This is a genomic window from Ruegeria sp. CH5 (assembly GCF_056537025.1).
The window spans coordinates 85,258-106,371 of record NZ_JBQFQT010000004.1 but is presented as its reverse complement, the minus strand read 5'-3'; the positions used below and the strand labels follow the sequence as shown (position 1 = coordinate 106,371).

At 63.0% G+C, this 21,114-nt stretch carries 19 protein-coding genes; 9 read left to right on the top strand and 10 right to left on the bottom strand.

Going from position 1 to position 21,114, the window contains the following annotated elements; all coding sequences use genetic code 11:
* Positions 1-13: 13 nt before the first annotated feature.
* Positions 14-679 (top strand): D-lyxose/D-mannose family sugar isomerase, encoded by a 666-nt coding sequence (locus ACR0JC_RS13555; RefSeq protein WP_170341207.1) that lies wholly within the window; start codon positions 14-16, stop codon positions 677-679.
* Here ACR0JC_RS13555 and ACR0JC_RS13550 read toward each other — a convergent pair.
* Both ACR0JC_RS13550 and ACR0JC_RS13545 read right to left on the bottom strand, forming a co-directional pair.
* The gene (locus ACR0JC_RS13550; RefSeq protein ID WP_480763971.1) at positions 673-1,602 is read right to left on the bottom strand and encodes a cation efflux transmembrane domain-containing protein; all 930 of its coding nucleotides are present in this window, start codon (positions 1,600-1,602) and stop codon (positions 673-675) included. The two genes, ACR0JC_RS13555 and ACR0JC_RS13550, sit on opposite strands and share 7 nt — an antisense overlap.
* A gap of 71 nt (positions 1,603-1,673) precedes the next feature.
* Positions 1,674-3,299 carry a GMC family oxidoreductase gene (locus tag ACR0JC_RS13545; RefSeq protein WP_170341200.1) on the bottom strand — a complete coding sequence of 542 codons (1,626 nt, stop codon included), beginning with the start codon at positions 3,297-3,299 and terminating at the stop codon, positions 1,674-1,676.
* 161 nt (positions 3,300-3,460) lie between these two features.
* On the opposite strand from ACR0JC_RS13545, the gene ACR0JC_RS13540 reads away from it, so the two are divergent.
* Positions 3,461-5,011 (top strand): trimethylamine methyltransferase family protein, encoded by a 1,551-nt coding sequence (locus tag ACR0JC_RS13540; protein ID WP_170341196.1) that lies wholly within the window; start codon positions 3,461-3,463, stop codon positions 5,009-5,011.
* 42 nt (positions 5,012-5,053) lie between these two features.
* Here the strand turns inward: ACR0JC_RS13540 and ACR0JC_RS13535 are convergent, their stop codons facing one another.
* From ACR0JC_RS13535 to ACR0JC_RS13505, 7 genes are all read right to left on the bottom strand, one after another.
* Entirely contained in the window at positions 5,054-6,394 is a 1,341-nt protein-coding gene (locus ACR0JC_RS13535) for an NAD(P)/FAD-dependent oxidoreductase (protein WP_170341194.1), read from the bottom strand.
* Positions 6,391-7,887, bottom strand: a complete 1,497-nt coding sequence (locus ACR0JC_RS13530) for an aldehyde dehydrogenase (protein WP_170341191.1) — start codon at positions 7,885-7,887, stop codon at positions 6,391-6,393. Before ACR0JC_RS13530 ends, ACR0JC_RS13535 begins: the two co-directional genes overlap by 4 nt.
* Before the next feature lie 3 nt (positions 7,888-7,890).
* Positions 7,891-8,808: a dihydrodipicolinate synthase family protein gene (locus ACR0JC_RS13525; protein WP_170341189.1), complete on the bottom strand. Its 918-nt coding sequence runs from the start codon at positions 8,806-8,808 to the stop codon at positions 7,891-7,893.
* Between the two features lie 152 nt (positions 8,809-8,960).
* Positions 8,961-10,112 carry an N-acetylglucosamine-6-phosphate deacetylase gene (gene nagA, locus ACR0JC_RS13520; RefSeq protein ID WP_170341187.1) on the bottom strand — a complete coding sequence of 384 codons (1,152 nt, stop codon included), beginning with the start codon at positions 10,110-10,112 and terminating at the stop codon, positions 8,961-8,963.
* Positions 10,109-11,140, bottom strand: coding sequence for an SIS domain-containing protein (locus tag ACR0JC_RS13515; RefSeq protein ID WP_170341185.1), 1,032 nt, complete (start codon positions 11,138-11,140; stop codon positions 10,109-10,111). Before ACR0JC_RS13515 ends, nagA begins: the two co-directional genes overlap by 4 nt.
* Before the next feature lie 8 nt (positions 11,141-11,148).
* Positions 11,149-11,916, bottom strand: coding sequence for a GntR family transcriptional regulator (locus ACR0JC_RS13510; protein ID WP_170341182.1), 768 nt, complete (start codon positions 11,914-11,916; stop codon positions 11,149-11,151).
* Complete coding sequence (locus ACR0JC_RS13505; protein ID WP_170341180.1) at positions 11,913-12,800, bottom strand: glucosamine kinase nucleotide-binding domain-containing protein; 888 nt, start codon at positions 12,798-12,800, stop codon at positions 11,913-11,915. Before ACR0JC_RS13505 ends, ACR0JC_RS13510 begins: the two co-directional genes overlap by 4 nt.
* A 157-nt stretch (positions 12,801-12,957) precedes the next feature.
* Between ACR0JC_RS13505 and ACR0JC_RS13500 the strand changes: the two genes are divergently transcribed.
* The 6 genes from ACR0JC_RS13500 (at position 12,958) to ACR0JC_RS13475 (ending at position 18,993) form a co-directional block, all read left to right on the top strand.
* Positions 12,958-13,851, top strand: coding sequence for an N-acetylmuramic acid 6-phosphate etherase (locus ACR0JC_RS13500; protein ID WP_254430767.1), 894 nt, complete (start codon positions 12,958-12,960; stop codon positions 13,849-13,851).
* A gap of 32 nt (positions 13,852-13,883) precedes the next feature.
* Positions 13,884-15,134 (top strand): ABC transporter substrate-binding protein, encoded by a 1,251-nt coding sequence (locus tag ACR0JC_RS13495; protein WP_170341178.1) that lies wholly within the window; start codon positions 13,884-13,886, stop codon positions 15,132-15,134.
* Between the two features lie 68 nt (positions 15,135-15,202).
* Positions 15,203-16,117: a carbohydrate ABC transporter permease gene (locus ACR0JC_RS13490; RefSeq protein ID WP_093963180.1), complete on the top strand. Its 915-nt coding sequence runs from the start codon at positions 15,203-15,205 to the stop codon at positions 16,115-16,117.
* Positions 16,118-16,131: 14 nt separating this feature from the next.
* Complete coding sequence (locus tag ACR0JC_RS13485) at positions 16,132-16,971, top strand: carbohydrate ABC transporter permease (protein ID WP_170341176.1); 840 nt, start codon at positions 16,132-16,134, stop codon at positions 16,969-16,971.
* Positions 16,968-17,996: a Gfo/Idh/MocA family protein gene (locus tag ACR0JC_RS13480; RefSeq protein WP_170341174.1), complete on the top strand. Its 1,029-nt coding sequence runs from the start codon at positions 16,968-16,970 to the stop codon at positions 17,994-17,996. Before ACR0JC_RS13485 ends, ACR0JC_RS13480 begins: the two co-directional genes overlap by 4 nt.
* A 1-nt stretch (position 17,997) precedes the next feature.
* Positions 17,998-18,993 (top strand): ABC transporter ATP-binding protein, encoded by a 996-nt coding sequence (locus ACR0JC_RS13475; RefSeq protein ID WP_480763970.1) that lies wholly within the window; start codon positions 17,998-18,000, stop codon positions 18,991-18,993.
* A gap of 10 nt (positions 18,994-19,003) precedes the next feature.
* On the opposite strand, the gene ACR0JC_RS13470 is transcribed toward ACR0JC_RS13475, so the two are convergent.
* Positions 19,004-19,705 (bottom strand): Crp/Fnr family transcriptional regulator, encoded by a 702-nt coding sequence (locus ACR0JC_RS13470; RefSeq protein ID WP_093963736.1) that lies wholly within the window; start codon positions 19,703-19,705, stop codon positions 19,004-19,006.
* Positions 19,706-19,884: 179 nt separating this feature from the next.
* Between ACR0JC_RS13470 and hemA the strand changes: the two genes are divergently transcribed.
* Positions 19,885-21,108, top strand: coding sequence for a 5-aminolevulinate synthase (hemA, locus tag ACR0JC_RS13465; protein ID WP_170341170.1), 1,224 nt, complete (start codon positions 19,885-19,887; stop codon positions 21,106-21,108).
* Positions 21,109-21,114 lie beyond the last annotated feature (6 nt).

Sequence of the window (21,114 nt, the reverse complement as noted above, 5' to 3'; positions counted from 1 at the left end):
CGAAAGCACCAATATGAAACGATCCGAGATCAACCGCATCAAGGCCGAGGCGCAGGCCTTCATCAACTCGTTCGGCTTTGCCCTGCCGCCCTTTGCCAACTGGACGCCCGTGCAGATGCGCAGCCCGCAGGCCGCCGGCATCCGCGCCCGCGGCCTTGGCTGGGACATCACCGATTACGGCCAGGGCAAGTTCGACGAGCTGGGCCTGTTCCTGTTCACCCTGCGCAATGGCGACGAAAAGGACCTGAGCGCAGGACGGGGCATGCTCTATGCCGAGAAGCTGCTGATTTCGCGTGACAAGCAGCTGTCGCCGATGCATCGCCACATCGTCAAGGCCGAGGACATCATCAACCGCGGCGGCGGCGATCTGGTGATGGAGATCTACGCCTCGGCCCCCGATGGCAGCATCGACCGCGACGCCCCCGTCACCGTACCCAGCGACGCCTGCCCGGTGACCATCCAGCCCGGCGAGCATCTGCGCCTGAAACCGGGCGAAAGCGTCACGCTGATGCCCGGTATCTGGCACGCCTTCTGGGCGGAAAAAGGCGATTGTCTGATCGGCGAAGTCTCGACCGTCAATGACGACCGCACCGACAACGTGTTCGAGCAGCCGATCCCGCGCTTTGCCACGATCGAAGAAGATACCGCGCCCGAATTCCTGCTGGTCGCCGATTACTGAGCGCGCTGGGCCGGACCAAAGGGCGGGTCCGAGGCCAGCGTCAACGCGACCCGGCCCGGGCTTGCGGCCTGGGCCAGCCGGTCGCGGACGGCCTCGAAGGCTTCGATCGTCACGGGTTCGGCGGGTTTCAGATAGACAAGGTGGAACAGTGCCCGCCCGCCGCGCACCGTCGCCACATCCAGCACCTGAAACGGGCTGTCTGCACAGATCCGGCGGGCCTGCCCAATGATCTCGGCCCGGGCATCGGCCGGCAGCGCCACACCCACGATATCGCGCAGCGCGCCCAGAAACACCTTGATGGGCTGCGGCAGCAGCGCCAAGCACAGCAGCAACACCACCAGCGCATCCGACACCGGAACCAGACCGGCAAGCGGCCCGCCCTCAAGCAGGTTGATCGCGAAAAACGCCGCCCCGGCCCCAAGGCTCAGCACCCCGTCGACCATCGCGGCCCGGGCCTCGACCCGCAGCAGATCGCTGGTCTTGCCGGTGCGGCGCCAGTTCCAGCGGTGATAGGCGAACAGCGTCAGACAGATGGCCGCCATCGCCCCGGCATAGATCAGGATCCATTCCAGAACCACCGGCGCGGCTTCGCCCGTCTTGGCATAGGCCAGCAGACGGTTCACCGCCGAACCAGCCGCCATCAAGATGATCCCGAACAGCAGCAGGCTGCGAAACATCACGAAGACGGATTCGTCGATCTCGTATCCGAAGGGGCGGTTCTGGTCCGGGGCCCGTCGGATCGAGGCGGCGACCCATCCCGCCACCGCAGCTGTTGCGAAATTGAGCCCCGAGAACAGCCCGTCCAGCAATAGCGCATCGGAGTTTGCCAGCAACCCGGCCACAACCCCGGCACCCGCCATGAACAGGCTGGCCCATTTTGCCGCGTTCAGCGACCGGCGTTCAAAGATCAATGTGTCCTGCATCGGCTCAGCTTTTCCGGTTGATGAGGCTGGCGGTCATTTATGTCCGACGGGCCAAGGCGCAAGCCCCGCGCTCATGCCCGTCCGCGTATCATGTCGGCAGCCTTTTCCGCGATCATGATCACGGGCGAGGCGGTATTGCCCGACACGATCTTCGGCATGACCGAGGCATCGACCACCCGCAACCCCTCCAGCCCCCGCACGCGCAACCGTGGATCGACCACCGCGGCGGCGTCACTGCCCATACGGCAGGTACCGACCGGGTGAAAGATCGTGGTGGCGATGTCGCCCACCGCATCCAGCAGACCCTGTTGGTCGTTGATCTCGGGGCCGGGCAGAACCTCTTGCGGATTATAGGGTGCCAGAGCCCGCGCCGCCATCACCTGCCGTGCCTGCTGCACGGATTTGACGGCCACCTGCCGGTCACGCTCGGCCGAGAGGTAATTCAACCTGATCTCGGGCTGGGCCGTCGGATCGGGCGTGGTGATGTGGCAGTGCCCCCGGCTTTCGGGCCGCAGATTGCAGACAGAGACGGTGATCGCGGGAAAGGGATGCAGCGGATCGCCCAGCCGGTCGGTAGACAGCGGCTGCACGTGATATTCCAGATCCGGCGTGGCCAGCATCGGGTCGGATTTGGTGAACATGCCGAACTGGCTGGGCGCCATCGCCATCGGACCCGACCGGGTCAGGGCGTATTGCGCTGCGATGCGCGCCTTGCCCCACAGGCTGTTGGCCATGGTGTTCAGAGTTTTGGCGTTCTGCACCTTGAACACGGTGCGGATCTGCAGATGGTCCTGCAGGTTCGCCCCCACGCCCGGGCTTTCATGCTGGACCGCGATTCCGTGCGCCGCCAGCACCTGGGGGTCGCCGATCCCCGACAGTTCCAGCAGCTTGGGCGAGTTGATCGACCCCGCCGCCAGCAGAACTTCGGCCCCGGCCACAGCGCGGTATTCGGTGCCCCCCCGCGCAAAGCGTACGCCGCGCACGGCCTTGCCCTCGAGGATCAGGCCCAGAGTCTCGGCCTCGGTCAGGACCCGCAGGTTGGGCCGCTTCATCGCGGGGCGCAGAAATCCCTTGGCCGTGTTCCAGCGCACGCCGTTCTTCTGATTGACCTCGAAAAACCCCGAGCCTTCGTTGTTGCCGTTATTGAAATCGGCACGCGGCTGGATGCCGATCTCTCGCGCGCCGTCCTGCACGGCTTTCAGGATCTCCCAGCTCAGCCGCTGTTTCTGAACCTTCCACGCGCCGCCGGACCGGTGCATTTCGCTGTCGCCGGCGTGGTGATCTTCGGATTTCAGGAAATAGGGCAGCACGTCGTCCCAGCCCCAGCCTGCGTTGCCCAGCTGCCGCCAATGGTCATAGTCGGCCGCCTGCCCGCGCATGTAGATCATCCCGTTGACCGAGCTGCACCCGCCCAGCACCTTGCCGCGCGGATAGACCAGCGACCGCCCGTTCAGACCCGGCTCGGGCGCGGTTTTCATCATCCAGTCGGTGCGCGGATTGCCGATGCAGTACAGATACCCCACCGGGATGTGGACCCAATGGTAATTGTCCGACTTGCCAGCCTCGAGCAGCAGAACCCGTGTCTTGGGGTCCTCGGTCAGCCGGTTGGCCAGCACGCAGCCCGCGGTACCCGCGCCTATGATGACATAGTCGTATTCACCCTCAAGCCGGGCGGTTTCAGATGTGGCGGAATTCATTCTCGGTCTGCTCTGTGCATTGTTCCTGATCCTGCGGAGCGCAGCTTAGCAGTTGTTGCGGGCAATGCACGGGCTCGATGTCGCATTCCGCAACAGTATTTCGCAATCCTGCAGGTCGCGCCCACGGTCGGCGGTCAGACTGGTGTCAAAGGAGGCCCAGAATGACCCAGACCGCCACCCGCGTCCGCACCGGAGGCCGCGCCGCCCGCCGCGCCCTGCGCACCGCGCCCAGCTTTGACATGTTGCCGGGCCTGACCCGCAACATCCCGCTGTGCCAGGTGATGGACGGATCACAGGTCGAGCGGATCGACGCGGCCTCGATGGATATCCTCGAAAACGTGGGCGTGCAGTTCCGCGACCCGATCGCGCTGGCCGACTGGAAAGCGGCTGGAGCCAAAGTCGACGGCGAGCGGGTGTATCTTGATCGCGGGCTGGTCCGCGACTTGATCGCAACGATCCCCTCGGATTTCACCTATCACGCCCGCGACCCGCGCAAGAATGTGCGCCTGGGCGGTCCGCACGCGATTTTCGTCCCGATGACAGGCGCGCCGTTTCTGCGCGATCTGGACGACGTGCGGCGCAACCCGACGCTGGACGATCTGGCGATGTTCCACAAGCTCAGCCACATGCTGCCCGCGCTGCATTCCAGCGCCCATCACATCGTGGAACCCTATGATCACCCGATCAGCCAGCGCCACCTGCGCATCACCTATTCGTCGATGAAATATTCTGACAAGACCTTCATGGGCATGACCACCTCGCCCAAAAACGCCGAAGACGTGATGGAGATGTGCGCGATCCTGTTCGGCGCAGAGTTCATGGAGGATCACCCCGTCACCACCGGCAACTGCAACGGCAACTCGCCGCTGGTCTGGGACGAGACCATGCTGGGGGCGATGCGCGCCTTCTGCCGCCGCAATCAGCCGGTGCTGTGCTCGCCCTTTGTACTGGGCGGGGCTAACACGCCGGCCAGCGTGCCGGCGACGGTCGCGCAGCTGAACGCCGAGGCGCTGAGCGCGCTGGCCTATACGCAGGTGATCCGGCGCGGCTGTCCCGCGATCTACGGGCACTACCTGTCGACCGTCAGCATGAAATCCGGCGCGCCGATGGCGGGCACGCCCGAGATCAGCCTCATGAACTTCATGATCGGCCAGATGGCCCGGCACTACGGCGTGCCCTGGCGCAGCTCGAACACGTTGGGCGGGGCCAAGACATTCGATGCGCAGGCAGGCTACGAATCCGCCACCACGCTGTCGGCGGTGATCCATGCCGGGGCCAACTATATCTGGCATTCGGCGGGCTGGAACGAGGCCGGGATGCATTGTTCAACCGCCAAGTTCGTTGTTGATGCCGAGCAATGCGCCATGGCCTACCGCATGGCCGAGGGCCCGAAATGGCACGATTTCGACGAGGCCGTTGCCGCCGTATCCGATATCGGCCCCGGCGGGCACTATCTGGGCCATCCGCACACGCATGAGAACTTTCAGGAGGCGTTCTTCATGCCCGAACTGTTCGACAACAACTCGATCGAGCAATGGGTGGCCGAGGGCGAGATCGAAATCACCGAGCGCGCCTTGAACCACGCCCGCAAGCTGTTGGCCGAGTATCAAGAGCCCCGCCTGGACCCGGCCACCGACGAGGCGCTGCGCGACTACATCGCCCGGCGCGAGCGGGAAATTCCCGCCGCCGACGAATTGAACCAGCACTATTAGGAAACACTCCACTTGCCCGCCTGCCTGTCAGGCGGGCCTTTTTCATTCGTCGCGCGCGCGCCATTCATTCCAGCGCAGCACCATGTTGGCACCGATCTCAGACAACGGCCTGGGCGGCAGGCGTTTGGGACGGTCCTCGGCACCGAAATGATCGCTGATCCCGGACCGCACGCCACAGGCCAACTCGGCCGCGGCGATCCCGGTCAGGGTGCCGCGCGCTGTGCCCAACCCGTTCTGGACGCAGGCGGAATAAACGCCGGTCTCGATCTCGCGGGTGACCGAGACGCCATTCAGGCTCAGGCACAGATGGCCGGACCATTCGTACTCCATCGAGATGCCGCGCAACGGCGGGAAGCGCCGGTCGAATTTGCGCCGCATCACCGCAGCCGCGCGCCGCAGGTCCGCTGCCCGCGCCTCCATGCCCGGGCGCAGCACGGCGCAGGTGCGGGTGATGATCCGGTTGCCGCCCTGCCCGGTGTCGATCCGGCGCATGGTGGTGCCCATCGGATCGGACGGGGTCACGCCCCAGCGCGGCTGGCCGCCCAACCGGGCCAGCGCATCGGCCTCCAGTTCGCGCGTCATCGCCGCGAACAGAAACAGCTGCATCAGCCGGCCACGTTCCACCCCGAAACTTTCCAGGTGACCGTTGACCGACAGGATCAGCCGGCCGGTCGAGACCTGCCCGAGCGCCGTCTGCACGCGCCAGCCCGCCCCGTCGCGCTGGAACCCAGTGACCGCACTGTTTGCAAAAATCTGCACCCCATCGGCCGCCAAACCCGCCGCCAAACCGCGCACATAGCCCGCCGGCTGCAGCATGACCGTGCCCGGCGTGTACAGCCCCGACACATAATGCCCGGACCCGGTGAGTTCCTGCATCTGCTGCCGGTCCAGCAACTCGGACCGCTCACCGAGGCTGTCCAGATGGCGGGCATAGGTTTGGTTGTGCGCATGTCCCGCTGGGCTGGCCGCGCCGTTCACTTTGCCCGCCGGATCGAAATAGTTGGGGTCGATTCCGTAGTCCTCGACCGCCGCGCGGGCAAACGCGATGGCTTGACGGTTCAGTCCGATCATCACCCGGTCATCACCCGCCCCGGCATAGTCGTCCGAGGCCAGATCATGCGGCAGATCGATCATGAAGCCCGAGTTGCGCCCCGCCGCGCCTTCGGCCACGCGTCCGGCTTCAAGCACCACGATCCGCGCATCCGGCACCAGCTGCCTCAGACGCCGCGCCGCAGACAGCCCGGCAAAACCGGCGCCCACGATGGTGAAATCTGCGGTGATATTGTCCGAAAGCTGCCGCGCGGGAGGTTGCGGGCCCAGCAGGGCATTCCACGCCGCCGGGCCGCGCTGCAGCGGTAGGCGGCAAGCGGTGAACCGCGTCAATCCACCGCCTCGTCGGCATCATCAGACAGGTCGATCCACAGCGTCTTCAGCTGCGTGTACTGGTCATGCGCGTGCAGCCCGTTGTCCCGCCCGCCAAAGCCCGACTGCTTGTAGCCGCCGAACGGGGTCGAGATGTCGCCCTCGCCAAAGCTGTTCACCGTCACGGTCCCGGCCCGGATCGCGCGGGCGCCGCGCAGGGCGCGCTTGGCATTGGCGGTGAACAGCGACGCGCACAGTCCATATGGCGTGTCATTGGCCATCGCGATGGCCTCGTCGAACCCCGCGACCTCGATCACCGACAGAACGGGCCCAAAGATCTCCTCGCGCGCCAGCGGCGTGTCATTGTCCGGAAGCTCGACCACGGCTGCCTCGACGAACCCGTTTTCAGCCTTGCCGCCCAGAAGAACTGACGGCGCCTTGTCGAGATAGCCGCAGACCTTGTTGAAATGGTCTTTGCTGACCAGCGCGCCCAGCCGGGTTGCAGGGTCCAGCGGGTCGCCCACAGTCCACTGACGGGCGTGATGAGCGATGCGCTCCAGCAACTCGGGTTTGACCGCACGATGCACGATCAGGCGTGACGTGGCCGAGCAATTCTCGCCCATGTTCCAGAACGCTCCGTTCACCACATGGGCTGCAACCCGGTCGAGGTTCTCGGCATCCTCCATCACGATGGCCGGGTTCTTGCCGCCCATCTCCAGCACCACCTCCTTGGCGTTGCTTTCGGCGGCATAGGACAGGAATTTCTTGCCCGTCACGGTCGAACCGGTGAAGGACACCATGTCGATATCCATGTGCCGCCCGATGGGTTCGCCCACCTCGGCGCCATCGCCTGGAACCACGTTCAGAACCCCGCGCGGCAGCCCGGCCTCGGCCGCCAGTTCGGCCAGGCGCAGGGCGGTCAGCGGGGTTTCCATCGCCGGCTTCACAACAACCGAGCACCCGGCCGCCAGCGCCGGGCCGATCTTCCAGGCCAGCATCAGCAAGGGGAAGTTCCACGGCAGCACCAGCCCCACCACCCCGATCGGTTCGCGTAGGATCATCGCGATGTGGTCGTCGCTGGCAGGCGCGACTTGATCGTAAATCTTGTCGATCGCCTCGGCGTGCCATTTCAGGCAGTGGACCGCCTCGGGCACATCCACGGTTTCGCAGTCAAAGATGGTCTTGCCGCTGTCGATGCTCTCCATCACCGCCAGTTCGCGGGCATTGCGGGTCATCAGCTTGGCCAGGCGGATCAACACATCCTTGCGCGCCGATGGATGCAGGCGCGACCAGCGGCCGTCGTCGAAGGACCCGCGCGCCTTTTCCACGGCCAGGTCCACATCGGCGGCGGCGCAGGCCGCGACCTCGGTCAGCACCGCGCCGGTGGCCGGGTTCACCGTCGGAAACACCGCGCCCGAGATCGCCGGGCGATAGCCGCCGTCGATGAAGGCGCCGGTGGGCAGGTCCAGCCCGGCGGCGATGGATGCGTATTCGTCCCGTGTCAGCAAGTCCATGCCTCAGCCCTCCACCATGATGTCTGCGATCTTGCGTTTCAGCACCCGGGTCACCTGTTCCAGTGCGCGCTTGTCATCCTTGTTCAGCCCCTTCAGAGGCGGCCGAACCGCGCCCGCCGGGATGCCGTTCATCGTGACCCCATGCTTGATGGTCTGGATGAACTTACCGCCCTGTTCGAGCACTCGCATCAATGGCATCAGCGCCGACATGATCCGGCGGCCTTTGGCGAAGTCGCCCTTCAGCACGCAGGTCTCATACAGCGCCACATGCTCGCGCGGCAGAAAATTCGACCCGCCACAGACCCAGAACGGCGCGCCCCAGGCGAAGAATTCCAGCGCCTGATCGTCCATGCCGCAGCCCAGCTGGATATGCGGATAGTCCCGCGCCAGCATGTGTACACGGTTGATGTCGCCCGAGCTTTCCTTGATGCCGCAGAAATTGCGGCTGCGCCCCACACGGTCGAGGAACTCGGCCCCCATCATCGTGCCGGTGCGGTGCGGATAGTTGTACAGCATCACCGGCAAATCGGCCGCCTTGTCGATGGCCAGCGCATTCAGGGCGTTTTCCCGGTCCGTCGGCACCGAATAGGGCGGGCTGGCCAGCAGGATGGCATCGGCCCCGATCTGGCGCGCGCCTTGGGCAAACGCGATCGAATCCGGCGTCAACATCGCGCCGGTCCCGACCACCAAAGGCAGACGACCCTTCAATCGCTGGTGAGTGAAACGCGCCAGTTCCAGCCTTTCATCAACGGTCTGGGCATAGTTTTCGCCCGTGGACCCGCCCGAGATCAGACCGTGCACGCCATTCTCGACCAGGTATTCGATCACCTCGGCCAGCGCATCCCAATCGACGCTGAAATCATCCGCATAGGGCGTCACCACCGGGGTATAGATCCCCTGAAATCTGAACACGGGCGTCATCTCAATCCTCTTGCCGGGCACGCGTGAAGCTTGCGCCCGACACCAAGGCTAAGAAAAATACAAGATGTGCACAATGTAGATTCCCGACATGAACGGCCCAGGGTCCGACATATCGAGGAAAATCAGACGACCATGGGTCGGCCTGAACACCGTCAGCGGAGTGCGTGACCTTCCTGCCAGACCTGGAGCAGCCCGTGGTCGGAGACATGCAGCACATTGGCGCGGGCACCGGCCGCCAAACGGCCAAGATCTGATCTGCCGATCAGGTCTGCGGGCAACCGGGTCGCCATGTCGAAAGCAGCTTGCAAAGGCAGTTGCGCGAATGCGATCACATTGCGAACCGCGTCCAACAGCTCGAGATGCGCACCGGCGAGCGTTCCATCGGCGAGGGTCAACCGGTTGCCGTCGCGCAAGATCTGCCGTCCGTTCAGCAGGAAGCTGTCGATATCCGATCCGGCGGTCGCCATCGCGTCGCTGACAAGGAAGACACTACCCGGCCCATTTTTTGCCCGGATGGCATTGCGCACTGAAACCGGGTGGACGTGAATTCCATCAGCGATCAGGCCCGCAGACAGCTCGCCAAGCGCCAGCGCCGCGCCTACGACGCCGGGCTCTCGGTTACCCATCTGGCTCTGAGCATTGAACAAATGTGTGACGCAACGCGCCCCGGCCTGAGCCGCTTTCTGACAGGTTTCAAAACTCGCATCCGTATGGCCCAGCGAGACGACGATCCCCGCTTGGGTCATGGCGTGTATCTGATCATCCGTCACGCTTTCCGGCGCCACCGTAACCTTGAGAATCGGCAACCGCGCGACTGTATCCAGCAACAAATCCAGATCAGCCTGCGCCATCGGTCGGATCAGGGCAGCATCATGTGCGCCCTTGCGGGCTTGGGACAGGTGCGGGCCTTCCAGATGAAGCCCGACAATGCCGGCAATACCTTCGTTCACGGCGGCAATCGTGGCCGCGATGGCCCGCCGCGTGACCCCAGTCGTATCCGTGATCAGCGTTGGCAAGATCGACGTTGCTCCGATACGCGCATGTGCCACCGACATCGTGCGGAGCGTTTCCAGATCGGGGGCGTTGTTCAGCATTGCCCCGCCGCCGCCATTCACCTGCAGATCGACGAAGCCCGGAACCAGCAGGCCACCGTCCAGCCGCGACACCCTCGCTGTTCCAGGAGTGTTCGAGAGAGGCGTCACGCCCTCGATACGCCCTTCCGTGAACAGAAGGGCATGATCCTGCAGGATACCTGCAGGGGTCAGAATGTCCGCGCCCGCCAGAGCCTGCAGTTCGCTGGTCATACGGTTTCCGTCACCTTGTTCAGATGCCGCGGTGCGTCCGGATCGATCCCGCGCGAGGCGGCAAAGGCCTCGACCATCGCGTAGAAGGAGACGATCAGGCTCAGCGGATCAGTCAGGGAATGCCCCGTGCGGACATGCGGAATGCGGGTCGCGGAAGTAACCCTGTCCGTGGTTGCAAAGACCCGTGCACCCTTGGCGCTGATTGCGTCGGCCACCTCCGCCAACACAGGCTCCGCCGCATCTGCCGCTGCAAAGCTGAGTACCGGAAAGCCGTCCTCGACGATGGACACCGGTCCGTGCAGAACCTCGGCCGAGGAATAGCTTTCAGCGTGCAACTGGCAGGTCTCCTTGAACTTCAGCGCAGCTTCGTTCGATACAGCCAGTGCCTGACCTCGGCCAAGCGTGAACAATGACGGGTGAGCACCGATAGCGTCACGCACTTCGGGCCAATCGATCCGGGCCGCCTGATCCAGCTGCTCGGGCAGGTCGCGCAACGCCGCCAGCAACGCCGCATCCTGCCCCCACTCTGCCAACAGCCACAAGCCGGCCACCGCCGATGTGACGAATGTCTTGGTGGCCGCAACACTCAGTTCGGGGCCTGCCTGTATATCTATGGCGTGATCGCTGACTTCGGCCAACGGTGAAGCCGCGTCGTTGGTCAACGCTACTGTCAATGCGCCGTCGCGTCGAGCATTGCGAGCCATGGCCACGATGTCGGGGCTTTTGCCGGATTGCGACACCGACAGGCACATCGCCTGGCGCATGCGCAGAACCGAGTCGTAGATTGATCCGATCGACGGCCCGACCGAGGCCACCGGCACACCCAACAGGATTTCCGACGCGTATTTGAGGTAGGTGCAGACGTGATCGGAAGACCCGCGTGCGACCGTCACGACAAATGTCGGGTCCAGTTCGCGGGCAACCGAGGCGACCGCCTCAATATCTGCCTGACCCCGGCTAAAAAGCCGCTCTACGGCCACGGGGATTTCATCAATTTCCCGGCGCATCCGGGTGATCTGCTTTTGCATGATGTGTCCTAGCTGTTGGCCAACCGCAATTCGGCGACAAAATCATAGGCGTCGCCGCGATAGATCGACCGAGTGAATTCAACGACCCGCCGATTGGAAAGGTATGATGTTCGAACAATGCGCAGCCCGGCCGCACCGGGTTCGACCCCAAGCAAACCCGCGTCGGCGCTGTCCAGATTGATCGCCGATATGCGCTGCAGCGCCCGTACTGGCCGGTTTCCATCCCGCTCCAGGACTTCATACAACGAGGCTTCGACCTCCTGCGGGCGCGGCAGAATGTCGATCGGCAGCGAGGCCCGTTCGATCGCCATGGGCCGATCATTGGCCATACGCAGACGCGAGATGCGCGCAACCGCTTCACCCGAGGACAGGGCCAGCGCCATCACCTCCTCGGGCGACGGAGTGTGCACACCGCGCTCAAGCCACTCGCTTGAGGATTCAAGACCGCGTCGATTCATGTCCTCGGTGAACGAGGTCAGCCGTGACAGAGATTGCTCGACCCGAGGCGTGCCGTCGGCCACGAAACTGCCCGAGCCCTGGCGCTGAATGACGATTCCCCGATCTACCAGATCCTGCATCGCCCGACGCACCGTGACGCGGGAAAGGCCCGTGAGATTTGCGATCTCGCGTTCGGCCGGGAGCGGTGCACTTTCCGCCAGCAGACCATTCTCGATGCCCTCTTCGATCCGCTTGCGCAACCGAACGTACCGCGGCCCAACGGCCCGCTGCATCCAGTCACCGGTCCTGAGGAAGGTTTCGATCGTTTCGGCGGTCATGCTGCCCCCAATCTGGCGCGCTCGGCCAGCTGTGCGGCGAGCTGGAGCGCCCCGTCAAGGGCGGTGCCCGCCGGTTCGATCATCACGCTCTGCACCTCGGCGGAAAGATAGGGGATGTAATGCGATGCCACCCCGCCCACTGCACAGACCGGCTCGGCATCATCGCGACCAAGGGCCTGAAGCCCTGCAGCGACATAATCGGCGCCCTCGCGCATCAGGGCCACGGCCACCACATCGCCTTTTTGAGCCGCCGCAATGATTTCGGGTGCGAAGTCTGCGATTTCGGCCGGCCGTGCCTGCCCCGCAAATCGCACGATCTGCATCGGGTCTTCGTCAAAACGTCTGCGTACGGATCGTGTCAGCGCGCTGTCGGGGGCTATTCCGTCCGCTGCAAGCAACACCCGCCGCAGCAGCTGCTGTCCCAGCCAATACCCGGACGCATCATCACCGATGAGTGCCCCATATCCGCCAATCAACCGGATTTCGCCATTGCTTTGCCGCGCCAGGAACGATCCGGTGCCGATCCCGATCAAACATCCATCGACCGGCCCCAACGCCCCAACCACGGCCGAGCGGCGGTCATCCTCGACCTGCACAATGCGCGATGGCAGGTGCCGTGCGATTTCAGCGCCTGTGTCCGCGTCGGTCACGCCAGCAAGCCCTGCGTAGATCGGAATCCCGGTCAAAGCCGCTTCGGGCATCGCAGCACGCTCGGCCAGTGCCCGCAGCCCGGCATTCAGCGTTGAGATAGCCGCCGCGCGATCCGAATAGACATTGGCGCTTCCCAGAACCAGATCATGCCGCCCGGTGGGGCCGGCCATGGCAAACCGGCAGCGCGTACCGCCACCGTCAATTGCAATGAGATATGGGAGGGACTCATCCATATAGATACCTTTACAATACCTTTTGGATGAAAAAAAGACCTCTTGTGGCCAAGACTCGCTATTTTTTGCGCTTTTTGGTGAGTATTTGGTGATATGAAACGAATGGTAGACAAAAGGTATTATATAGGTATTATCTTCGGTGCCAAAGGGGAATCACATGACGCCGCACATGCTGCCGCAAACCGAAATGCTGCGCGACGAATCCGAGGGGCTGGACCTGCGCCCGGACGCCGAAGTTCTGCGCCTGCTGCTGGATGCGCAGAAAGCCGCGCTGAACGGGCTGGATGCTTGCCTTCCGGATATCTCGAGAGGTGCGGCATTGATGGCAGAAACCATCCGCGCCGGCGGGCGGCTCTATTATGCCGCCGCCGGGTCGTCCGGGCTGATGGGCTTGGCCGATGGGGCGGAAATACCGGGAACATTCGGCCTGTCGCCAGATTCGATCGCCATCTGCATGGCCGGCGGCATACCAACCGGGGCAGAGATGCCGGGCCACACCGAAGATGACACTCGGACGGCCGAAATCGCCGCTGCCGACCTCCGCCCCACAGACACGGTGATCGCGATATCCGCCAGCGGCACCACGCCCTACCCGTTGACCTTTGCCGGAATTGCAAAGTCCCGCGGCGCCAAAACTATCTGCATCGCCAACAACGCCGACGCACCCCTGTTCGAGCACGCCGATTGCGCAATTTGCCTGAACACCCCGCCCGAAGTCATTGCGGGATCGACCCGACTGGGCGCCGCAACCGCGCAGAAGGCGGCGCTCAACATGCTCTCGACCCTTATGGGTGTCAGGTTGGGCCATGTGCATGACGGCATGATGGTCAACGTGGTCGCCGACAATGCCAAGCTGCGTCAGCGTGCAGAAGGAATCATCCGGAACATAACCGGCGCCACACCTCAGCACGCCGCTGATGCCCTCGATCGCGCCGAAGGCAACCTGAAGCTTGCCGTACTTTTGGCCGCCGGCGCCGCAACACCGGCGCAGGCCAGTGAACTGCTGGCGGCATCGGGCGGTCATCTGCGCCCTGCGTTGAACCAGATTTGAACCAAGAAGAAGACCAAAAGGGAGAATACATCATGAGAACAACCACACTGACCGCCGTGCTGCTGGCGTCATCGGCCCTGGCCGGTGCGGCAATGGCCGAAACCACGCTGACCATCGAGAGCTGGCGCAACGACGACCTGGCCCTGTGGCAGGAAAAGATCATCCCGGCCTTTGAAGCCAAGCATCCCGACATCAAGATCAAGTTCACCCCATCAGCCCCCGCGGAATACAACGCCGCCCTGAACGCCAAACTGGATGCCGGTTCGGCCGGAGACCTGATTACCTGCCGTCCCTTCGACACCTCACTTGGCCTGTACGAGGCAGGCAAGCTGGCCGATCTTTCTGATCTGGAGGGCATGGCGAACTTCTCGGACGTCGCCAAATCAGCGTGGCAGACCGATGACGGATCGGCCACCTTCTGCGTGCCGATGGCCTCGGTGATCCATGGGTTCATCTACAACAAGGACGCGTTCGACGAGCTGGGCCTGTCGGTTCCGGAAACCGAAGCCGAGTTCTTTGCCGTTCTGGACAAGATCAAGGAAGACGGCACCTATATCCCCATGGCCATGGGCACCAATGATCAATGGGAAGCGGCCACCATGGGTTACAACAACATCGGGCCGAACTACTGGAAGGGTGAAGAAGGTCGCCTCGCCTTGATCGAAGGTTCTCAGAAGCTGACGGACGAGCCGTGGGTCGCCCCCTACCGCCAGCTGGCCAAATGGGGTGCCTATCTGGGCGACGGGTTCGAAGCGCAGACCTATCCCGACAGCCAGAACCTGTTCACACTGGGCCGCGCCGCCATCTATCCGGCCGGCAGCTGGGAGATCAGCGGCTTCAACAACCTGGCCGATTTCGAGATGGGCGCTTTCAAGCCGCCAGTCCAGAATGCCGGGGACGAGTGCTATATCTCGGATCACACCGACATCGCCATTGGTCTGAACGCGGCGTCGCCCAACGCCGATGCGGCACGCACCTTCCTGAACTGGGTCGGTTCCGAGGAATTCGCGCAGATCTATGCAAACGCGCTGCCCGGCTTCTTTTCTCTCTCCAGCTTCGATGTGGCGATGGAGGACCCATTGGCACAGGAATTCGTCAGCTGGCGGAACGAGTGCAACTCGACCATCCGGTCCACCTATCAGATCCTGTCGCGTGGAACGCCCAACCTTGAGAACGAGACCTGGAACGCATCGGCTCAGGTGATCAAGGGCGAGGAATCGCCCGAGGACGCCGGCAAGCGCCTGCAGGACGGGTTGGCCAGCTGGTACGCCCCGCACCAGTAAACCGTCTTTCGTAACGCAAACGGCTCTGGCCAGACGGCCAGAGCCACCCTGAGCTTTCGAGGAACAACATGGGCAATCGCCGGATCAAATGGCACATCGTGGTGTTTCTGGCACCCGCAGTGCTGGTCTACTCGGCCGTCATGGTCTTTCCGCTGTTCAACACGCTGCGGCTGGCGCTTTACACCGAGGTTGATCAGGCCCGTGTTTTCGTAGGCCTGGACAACTTCCGCACCCTGTTCGGCGACCCGATTTGGTCGGATGCGTTCTGGAACGCACTTGGCAACAATTTCTGGTTCTTCTTCATTCACATGCTGGTGCAGAATCCGATCGGGATCGCACTGGCGGCGATCCTCAGCCACCCTCGCCTGCGCTTTGCGGCGTTTTACCGTTCGGCCATCTTCATCCCGACGATCCTGTCCTTCGTGATCGTTGGCTTCGCCTGGAAGCTGATCCTGTCGCCGATCTGGGGCATCGCCCCCGATATGCTGGCCGCGGTCGGACTCAAATCTCTGTTCGCGCCTTGGCTGGGCAAAGAGGAATACGCGCTGACCACGCTGGCCCTGATTTCGGTCTGGCAGTTCGTGGGCATTCCGATGATGTTGATCTATGCCGCCCTGCTGTCGATCCCCGAAGAGATCCTCGAGGCTGCCGAAGTCGAAGGCATCACCGGCATGTCCGCATTCTGGAAGATCAAGCTGCCGCTGATCCTGCCTTCGATCGGCATCATCTCGATCCTGACGTTTGTCGGTAATTTCAATGCGTTCGACCTGATCTACGCATCCCAAGGTGCTCTGGCGGGGCCGGACTTCTCGACCGACATCCTTGGCACGTTCATGTACCGGACCTTCTTCGGGTTCCAATTGCAGCTCGGTGACCCGCATATGGGATCGGCCATCGCAACGGGCATGTTCGCCATCATCCTGACGGGGGTCTGCATCTATCTGTTCCTGATCCAGACCCGCATCCGCCGGTATCAGTTCTGAGGGGCCCGAGGAGAATGAACAAAGCCCGCAGAAACCGCTTCAACATCGCAGCCATGCATGGCGCGCTGATCCTCTATACGCTGATCGCCCTGTTTCCGGTCTTCGTGATCGTGATCAACAGCTTCAAATCGCGAAAGGCGATCTTCCGTGAACCGTTGGCGCTGCCGGATGCCGACTCGTTCTCGATGATCGGATACCAGACGGTGATGAAACAGGGCGACTTCTTCCTGTATTTCCAGAATTCGATGATTGTCACCGTCGTGTCGCTGTTCCTGATCCTGCTGTTCGGTGCAATGGCGGCTTTCGCGCTCAGCGAATACCGGTTCAAGGGCAACACGCTGATGGGCCTGTACCTTGCGTTGGGCATCATGATTCCAATCCGCATCGGCACGGTTGCGATCCTGGACATGATGGTGGCGACCGGTCTGGTCAACACGCTGATGGCGCTGATCCTCGTCTACACCGCACAGGGCCTGCCGCTGGCCGTATTCATCCTGTCCGAATTCATGCGGCAAGTCAGCGACGACCTCAAGAATGCAGGCCGCATCGACGGGCTGAGCGAATATACCATCTTCTTCCGCCTTGTTCTGCCGCTGGTACGTCCGGCGATGGCGACCGTGGCCGTGTTCAACATGATACCTATCTGGAACGATCTTTGGTTCCCGCTGATCCTGGCCCCGGCCGAAGAGACCAAGACCCTGACCCTCGGTAGCCAGGTCTTCATCGGGCAGTTCGTCACCGACTGGAACGCGGTGCTTTCCGCGCTCAGTATGGCGATCCTGCCGGTCATGGTTCTGTATGTCATCTTCTCGCGGCAACTGATCCGCGGGATCACTTCGGGGGCGGTCAAATGATCCGGGTTCTGATCGCAGGTTTGGGCAACATGGGTCTCAGCCACGCGCTGGCGCATCATCACCATCCCGACGCCCAGATCGTGGGTCTGGTGAACCGATCCGGGACAGTGGATCACCCGGATTTGCAGGGGTATCCGGTCTTCACTGATTTCCATACGGCGCTTGCGGACACCAACCCTGATCTGGCCGTGATTGCCACCTATTCCGACAGCCATGCCGATTATGCCTGTGCCGCAATGGACGCCGGTGCGCATGTGTTCGTCGAGAAACCCTTGGCCACCACCGTCGCGGACGCACGCCGTGTCGTCGAGAAGGCCACTGAAGCCAACCGCAAGCTGGTGGTTGGGTACATTCTTCGGCATCACCCGTCGTGGATGCGGCTGATATCCGAGGCGCGCGACTTGGGCGGCCCCTATGTCTTTCGCCTGAACCTGAACCAGCAGTCCGACGGCCCGACATGGGAGACGCACAAGGCGCTGATGCAAACCACCTCACCTATCGTGGACTGCGGTGTGCATTACGTCGACGTTATGTGCCAGATTACCGATTCCCGGCCCGTTCGGGTCAACGGCATGGGCCTGCGATTGTCGGACGAGATCGCGCCCGACATGTACAATTACGGCCAGTTCCAGGTGGTGTTCGAAGATGGCTCGGTTGGTTGGTATGAGGCCGGTTGGGGTCCGATGATGTCCGAAACGGCGTTCTTCGTGAAGGACATCGTTTCACCCAATGGCGCGGCTTCCATTACCGAAGGCAACAAGGGCGCATCCGACGATGTTGACGGCCACACGAAGGTGGGGGGAATTCTTGTGCACAAAGCCAGCGGCGACACCCTGATCGAGATGGATGGCGAACCCGGCCACCAGGAACTGTGCGACGCGGAACAAGCCTACATGCTGCAAACCATCGCGCAGGACATCGACCTGACCCGCCACATGAATGACGCGGTGCAATCCCTGCGGATCTGCCTTGCCGCCGACCAAAGCATTCGATCCGGCCAGCCGGTCGACCTGAAGGAGACGTGACGTGACCGCCCTGAAACTGACCAATGTGTGCAAGTCCTTCGGACAGGTGAACGTGCTGAAAAACATCGACCTGACCGTCGAGGAAAACGAATTCGTGGTCTTTGTAGGCCCCTCGGGATGCGGCAAGTCCACCCTGCTGCGCGTGATCGCGGGGCTTGAAGAGGCGACCTCGGGAACGGTCGAAATCGATGGCCAGACCGTCAACGAGATCCCACCCGCCAAGCGCGGCATTGCAATGGTGTTCCAGTCCTATGCGCTGTATCCGCATCTGACTGTTCGGGGGAACATGGAACTGGGCTTGAAGCAGGCCGGGCATCCCAAGGACGAAATCGCGCGCCGCATCACCGAAGCCAGCCGCATGTTGTCACTGGATCCCTATCTTGAACGTCGCCCGGCCGAGTTGTCCGGCGGTCAGCGCCAGCGCGTCGCGATTGGCCGCGCGATCGTGCGGAACCCCAAACTGTTCCTGTTCGATGAACCGCTGTCGAACCTGGATGCCGCGTTGCGCCTGAACACCCGGGTCGAAATCGCAAACCTGCACCGCCAGATCGACGCCAGCATGATCTACGTGACCCACGACCAGACCGAGGCGATGACTTTGGCGGACAAGATCGTCGTGTTGCGGGACGGCCGAGTCGAACAGATCGGCAGCCCGATGGAGCTGTACAACAACCCCGCCAACCGGTTCGTGGCCGAGTTCATCGGATCTCCCGCGATGAATTTCGTGCCCGCCGATCGGGTCGGTGGATCTGGCCGGCAACTCATCGGCATTCGCCCTGAATACGCTCGCCTTGGGCAGTCGGGTCCGCTTTCAGGCACAGTCGTTCACGTGGAAAACCTTGGCGCAGATACCAACGTGTTGGTCGATATCGGTACCGAAAAGCCTTTTACCGTTCGGGCCTTTGGTCAGCATCAGGTGTCCCCGGGGACGCAGGTCGGCATCGACTATGATCCGGCCAATGCACTGACGTTCGGAGAGGACGGGTTGCGGGCTTGACCGGGCGCGTTTAGCGCCCCCAGTTGTCGGCCGGGTCGCTGTCGGCATAGTCGCGCAGCTGCGGAATGTCCGAGATTTCGGCATGGTTGCGGTTGATCTTCACCCCAACCGCCTTGAGCCGCGAAAACGCACGGCTCAGGCTTTCGGGTTTCATGCCCAGACGCCCGGCGATCAGCATCTTGTCATAGGGCAGCTCGACTTCGCAGGCGCCTTCGTCGCAGTCACACAGGTTCAGCAGGAACTCGGCCACCCGCTGCGCCCCGGTTTGGGCCTTAAGCTGTTCCAGCTGCGACACCAGCGAATGCAAATGTGTGAAGGTCGAAGCCAGGATCGAGATCCCGATCTCGGGATCGGTCTTCATCAAGGAAATCAGCACCGGGCTGGGAATGTGCATGATCTCGCAGGCCGAGACCGCCTCGGCCGAAACCGGATAGGGCACGTTGCGCAGCGCCACCGCCTCGCCGAAACTTTCGCCGCGGGTGAAAACGCTGACCACGGCCTCGGCCCCGGTGGGCGACATGCGGAACAGCTTGACCCATCCGGCCAGCACCACATGCACGGCCTGGGCGCTTTCTTCCTGCACAAAGATCGTCTCGCCACGGTCATACTGGCGCCAGATCGCGTGGCTCAGCAGGGTTTCGACATGCTGATCCGGCAGGCTTTTGAGCAGCAGCGACTGCCGCGCAATGGCTTTTTGTGCTTCATGCGCCACGAAGGCATCCCCTTTCGTCCGGCCGAAATCCCGGCCCATCCATCCCTGCGCCAGCCTATGCCAAACCCGCGCGCCGCGCACCACCCTTTTCCCGGCGTCGCTTGACTATTGTCATGTTCCCGGCGTGCGCGCACCCATAGTCTGCCCGCCAACAGCCAGTTTTCCGGGGAGATCGAGACATGGATTACGAGCGTTTTTTCAGCCAGAGCCTCAGAGACCTGAAGGCCGAGGGCAACTATCGTGTCTTCATCGACCTGCAGCGCAAATGCGGCGCCTTTCCCAATGCCCGCCAGACCGATGGCGCGGCGGCACGGGACGTGCGCATCTGGTGTTCGAACGACTATCTGGGCATGGGCCAGCACCCGTCGGTTCTGGCGGCGATGCATGATGCGCTGGACCGCTGCGGCGCCGGTGCGGGCGGCACCCGCAACATTTCCGGCACCACCCATGACCACGTCCTGTTGGAACACGAACTGGCCGACCTGCACGGGAAAGAGGCGGCGCTGCTGTTCACCTCCGGCTACGTCTCGAACTGGGCGGCGCTGGGGACGCTAGCGGCAAAGATCCCCGGCCTGATCGTGTTCTCGGACGCGCTGAACCATGCCTCGATGATCGAGGGCATCCGCCATTCGCGGGCGCAGAAGGTGATCTGGAAGCACAACGATCTGGACGACCTGCGCGCCAAGCTGGCCGCCGCCGACCCCGAGGCGCCCAAGATGATCGCCTTTGAATCGGTCTATTCGATGGACGGCGACATTGCTCCGATCAAGGAAATCTGCGACCTGGCCGATGAATTCGGCGCCATGACCTATCTGGACGAGGTCCATGCCGTCGGCCTCTATGGTCCCCGCGGCGGCGGCATCGCCGAGCGCGAGGGTCTGATGCACCGTCTGACCGTGATCGAGGGCACGCTGGGCAAGGCCTTCGGCGTGGTGGGCGGCTATATCGCCGCGTCGGCCGCGCTGTGCGACTTCGTGCGCAGCTTTGCCAGCGGCTTCATCTTCACCACCGCCCTGCCCCCGGCGATCGCCGCCGGGGCGGCGGCCTCGATCCGGCATCTGAAACAATCGAATGCGGAACGCGACCTGCAGAAGGCGCGCGTGGCCCAGGTGCGCGCCCGGCTCGACACCGAGGGCATCCCGCATCTGCCCAACCCCAGCCACATCATCCCGGTGATGGTGGGCGACCCGGTCAAGTGCAAGTTCATCTCGGACACGCTGCTGGAAGAGTTCGGCATCTACATCCAGCCGATCAACTATCCCACCGTGCCCAAAGGAACCGAGCGGCTGCGCATCACGCCCTCACCCGTGCACACCGATGCCGATATCGACCATCTGGTCGGCGCGCTCTCGGCGCTGTGGCAACGGTGCCAGATCGCCCGGATGCCGATGGCCGCGCAATAGATTTCT

Coding starts and splice junctions, on each gene's coding strand:
- ACR0JC_RS13540 (WP_170341196.1), top strand. CDS start 3,461: ATGACCCAGACCGCCACCCGCGTCCGCACCGGAGGCCGCGCCGCCCGC.
- hemA (WP_170341170.1), top strand. CDS start 19,885: ATGGATTACGAGCGTTTTTTCAGCCAGAGCCTCAGAGACCTGAAGGCC.
- ACR0JC_RS13525 (WP_170341189.1), bottom strand. CDS start 8,808: ATGACGCCCGTGTTCAGATTTCAGGGGATCTATACCCCGGTGGTGACG.
- ACR0JC_RS13505 (WP_170341180.1), bottom strand. CDS start 12,800: ATGGATGAGTCCCTCCCATATCTCATTGCAATTGACGGTGGCGGTACG.
- ACR0JC_RS13555 (WP_170341207.1), top strand. CDS start 14: ATGAAACGATCCGAGATCAACCGCATCAAGGCCGAGGCGCAGGCCTTC.
- ACR0JC_RS13490 (WP_093963180.1), top strand. CDS start 15,203: ATGGGCAATCGCCGGATCAAATGGCACATCGTGGTGTTTCTGGCACCC.
- ACR0JC_RS13485 (WP_170341176.1), top strand. CDS start 16,132: ATGAACAAAGCCCGCAGAAACCGCTTCAACATCGCAGCCATGCATGGC.
- nagA (WP_170341187.1), bottom strand. CDS start 10,112: ATGACCAGCGAACTGCAGGCTCTGGCGGGCGCGGACATTCTGACCCCT.
- ACR0JC_RS13500 (WP_254430767.1), top strand. CDS start 12,958: ATGACGCCGCACATGCTGCCGCAAACCGAAATGCTGCGCGACGAATCC.
- ACR0JC_RS13515 (WP_170341185.1), bottom strand. CDS start 11,140: ATGCAAAAGCAGATCACCCGGATGCGCCGGGAAATTGATGAAATCCCC.
- ACR0JC_RS13545 (WP_170341200.1), bottom strand. CDS start 3,299: ATGAATTCCGCCACATCTGAAACCGCCCGGCTTGAGGGTGAATACGAC.
- ACR0JC_RS13510 (WP_170341182.1), bottom strand. CDS start 11,916: ATGACCGCCGAAACGATCGAAACCTTCCTCAGGACCGGTGACTGGATG.
- ACR0JC_RS13530 (WP_170341191.1), bottom strand. CDS start 7,887: ATGGACTTGCTGACACGGGACGAATACGCATCCATCGCCGCCGGGCTG.
- ACR0JC_RS13550 (WP_480763971.1), bottom strand. CDS start 1,602: ATGCAGGACACATTGATCTTTGAACGCCGGTCGCTGAACGCGGCAAAA.
- ACR0JC_RS13480 (WP_170341174.1), top strand. CDS start 16,968: ATGATCCGGGTTCTGATCGCAGGTTTGGGCAACATGGGTCTCAGCCAC.
- ACR0JC_RS13495 (WP_170341178.1), top strand. CDS start 13,884: ATGAGAACAACCACACTGACCGCCGTGCTGCTGGCGTCATCGGCCCTG.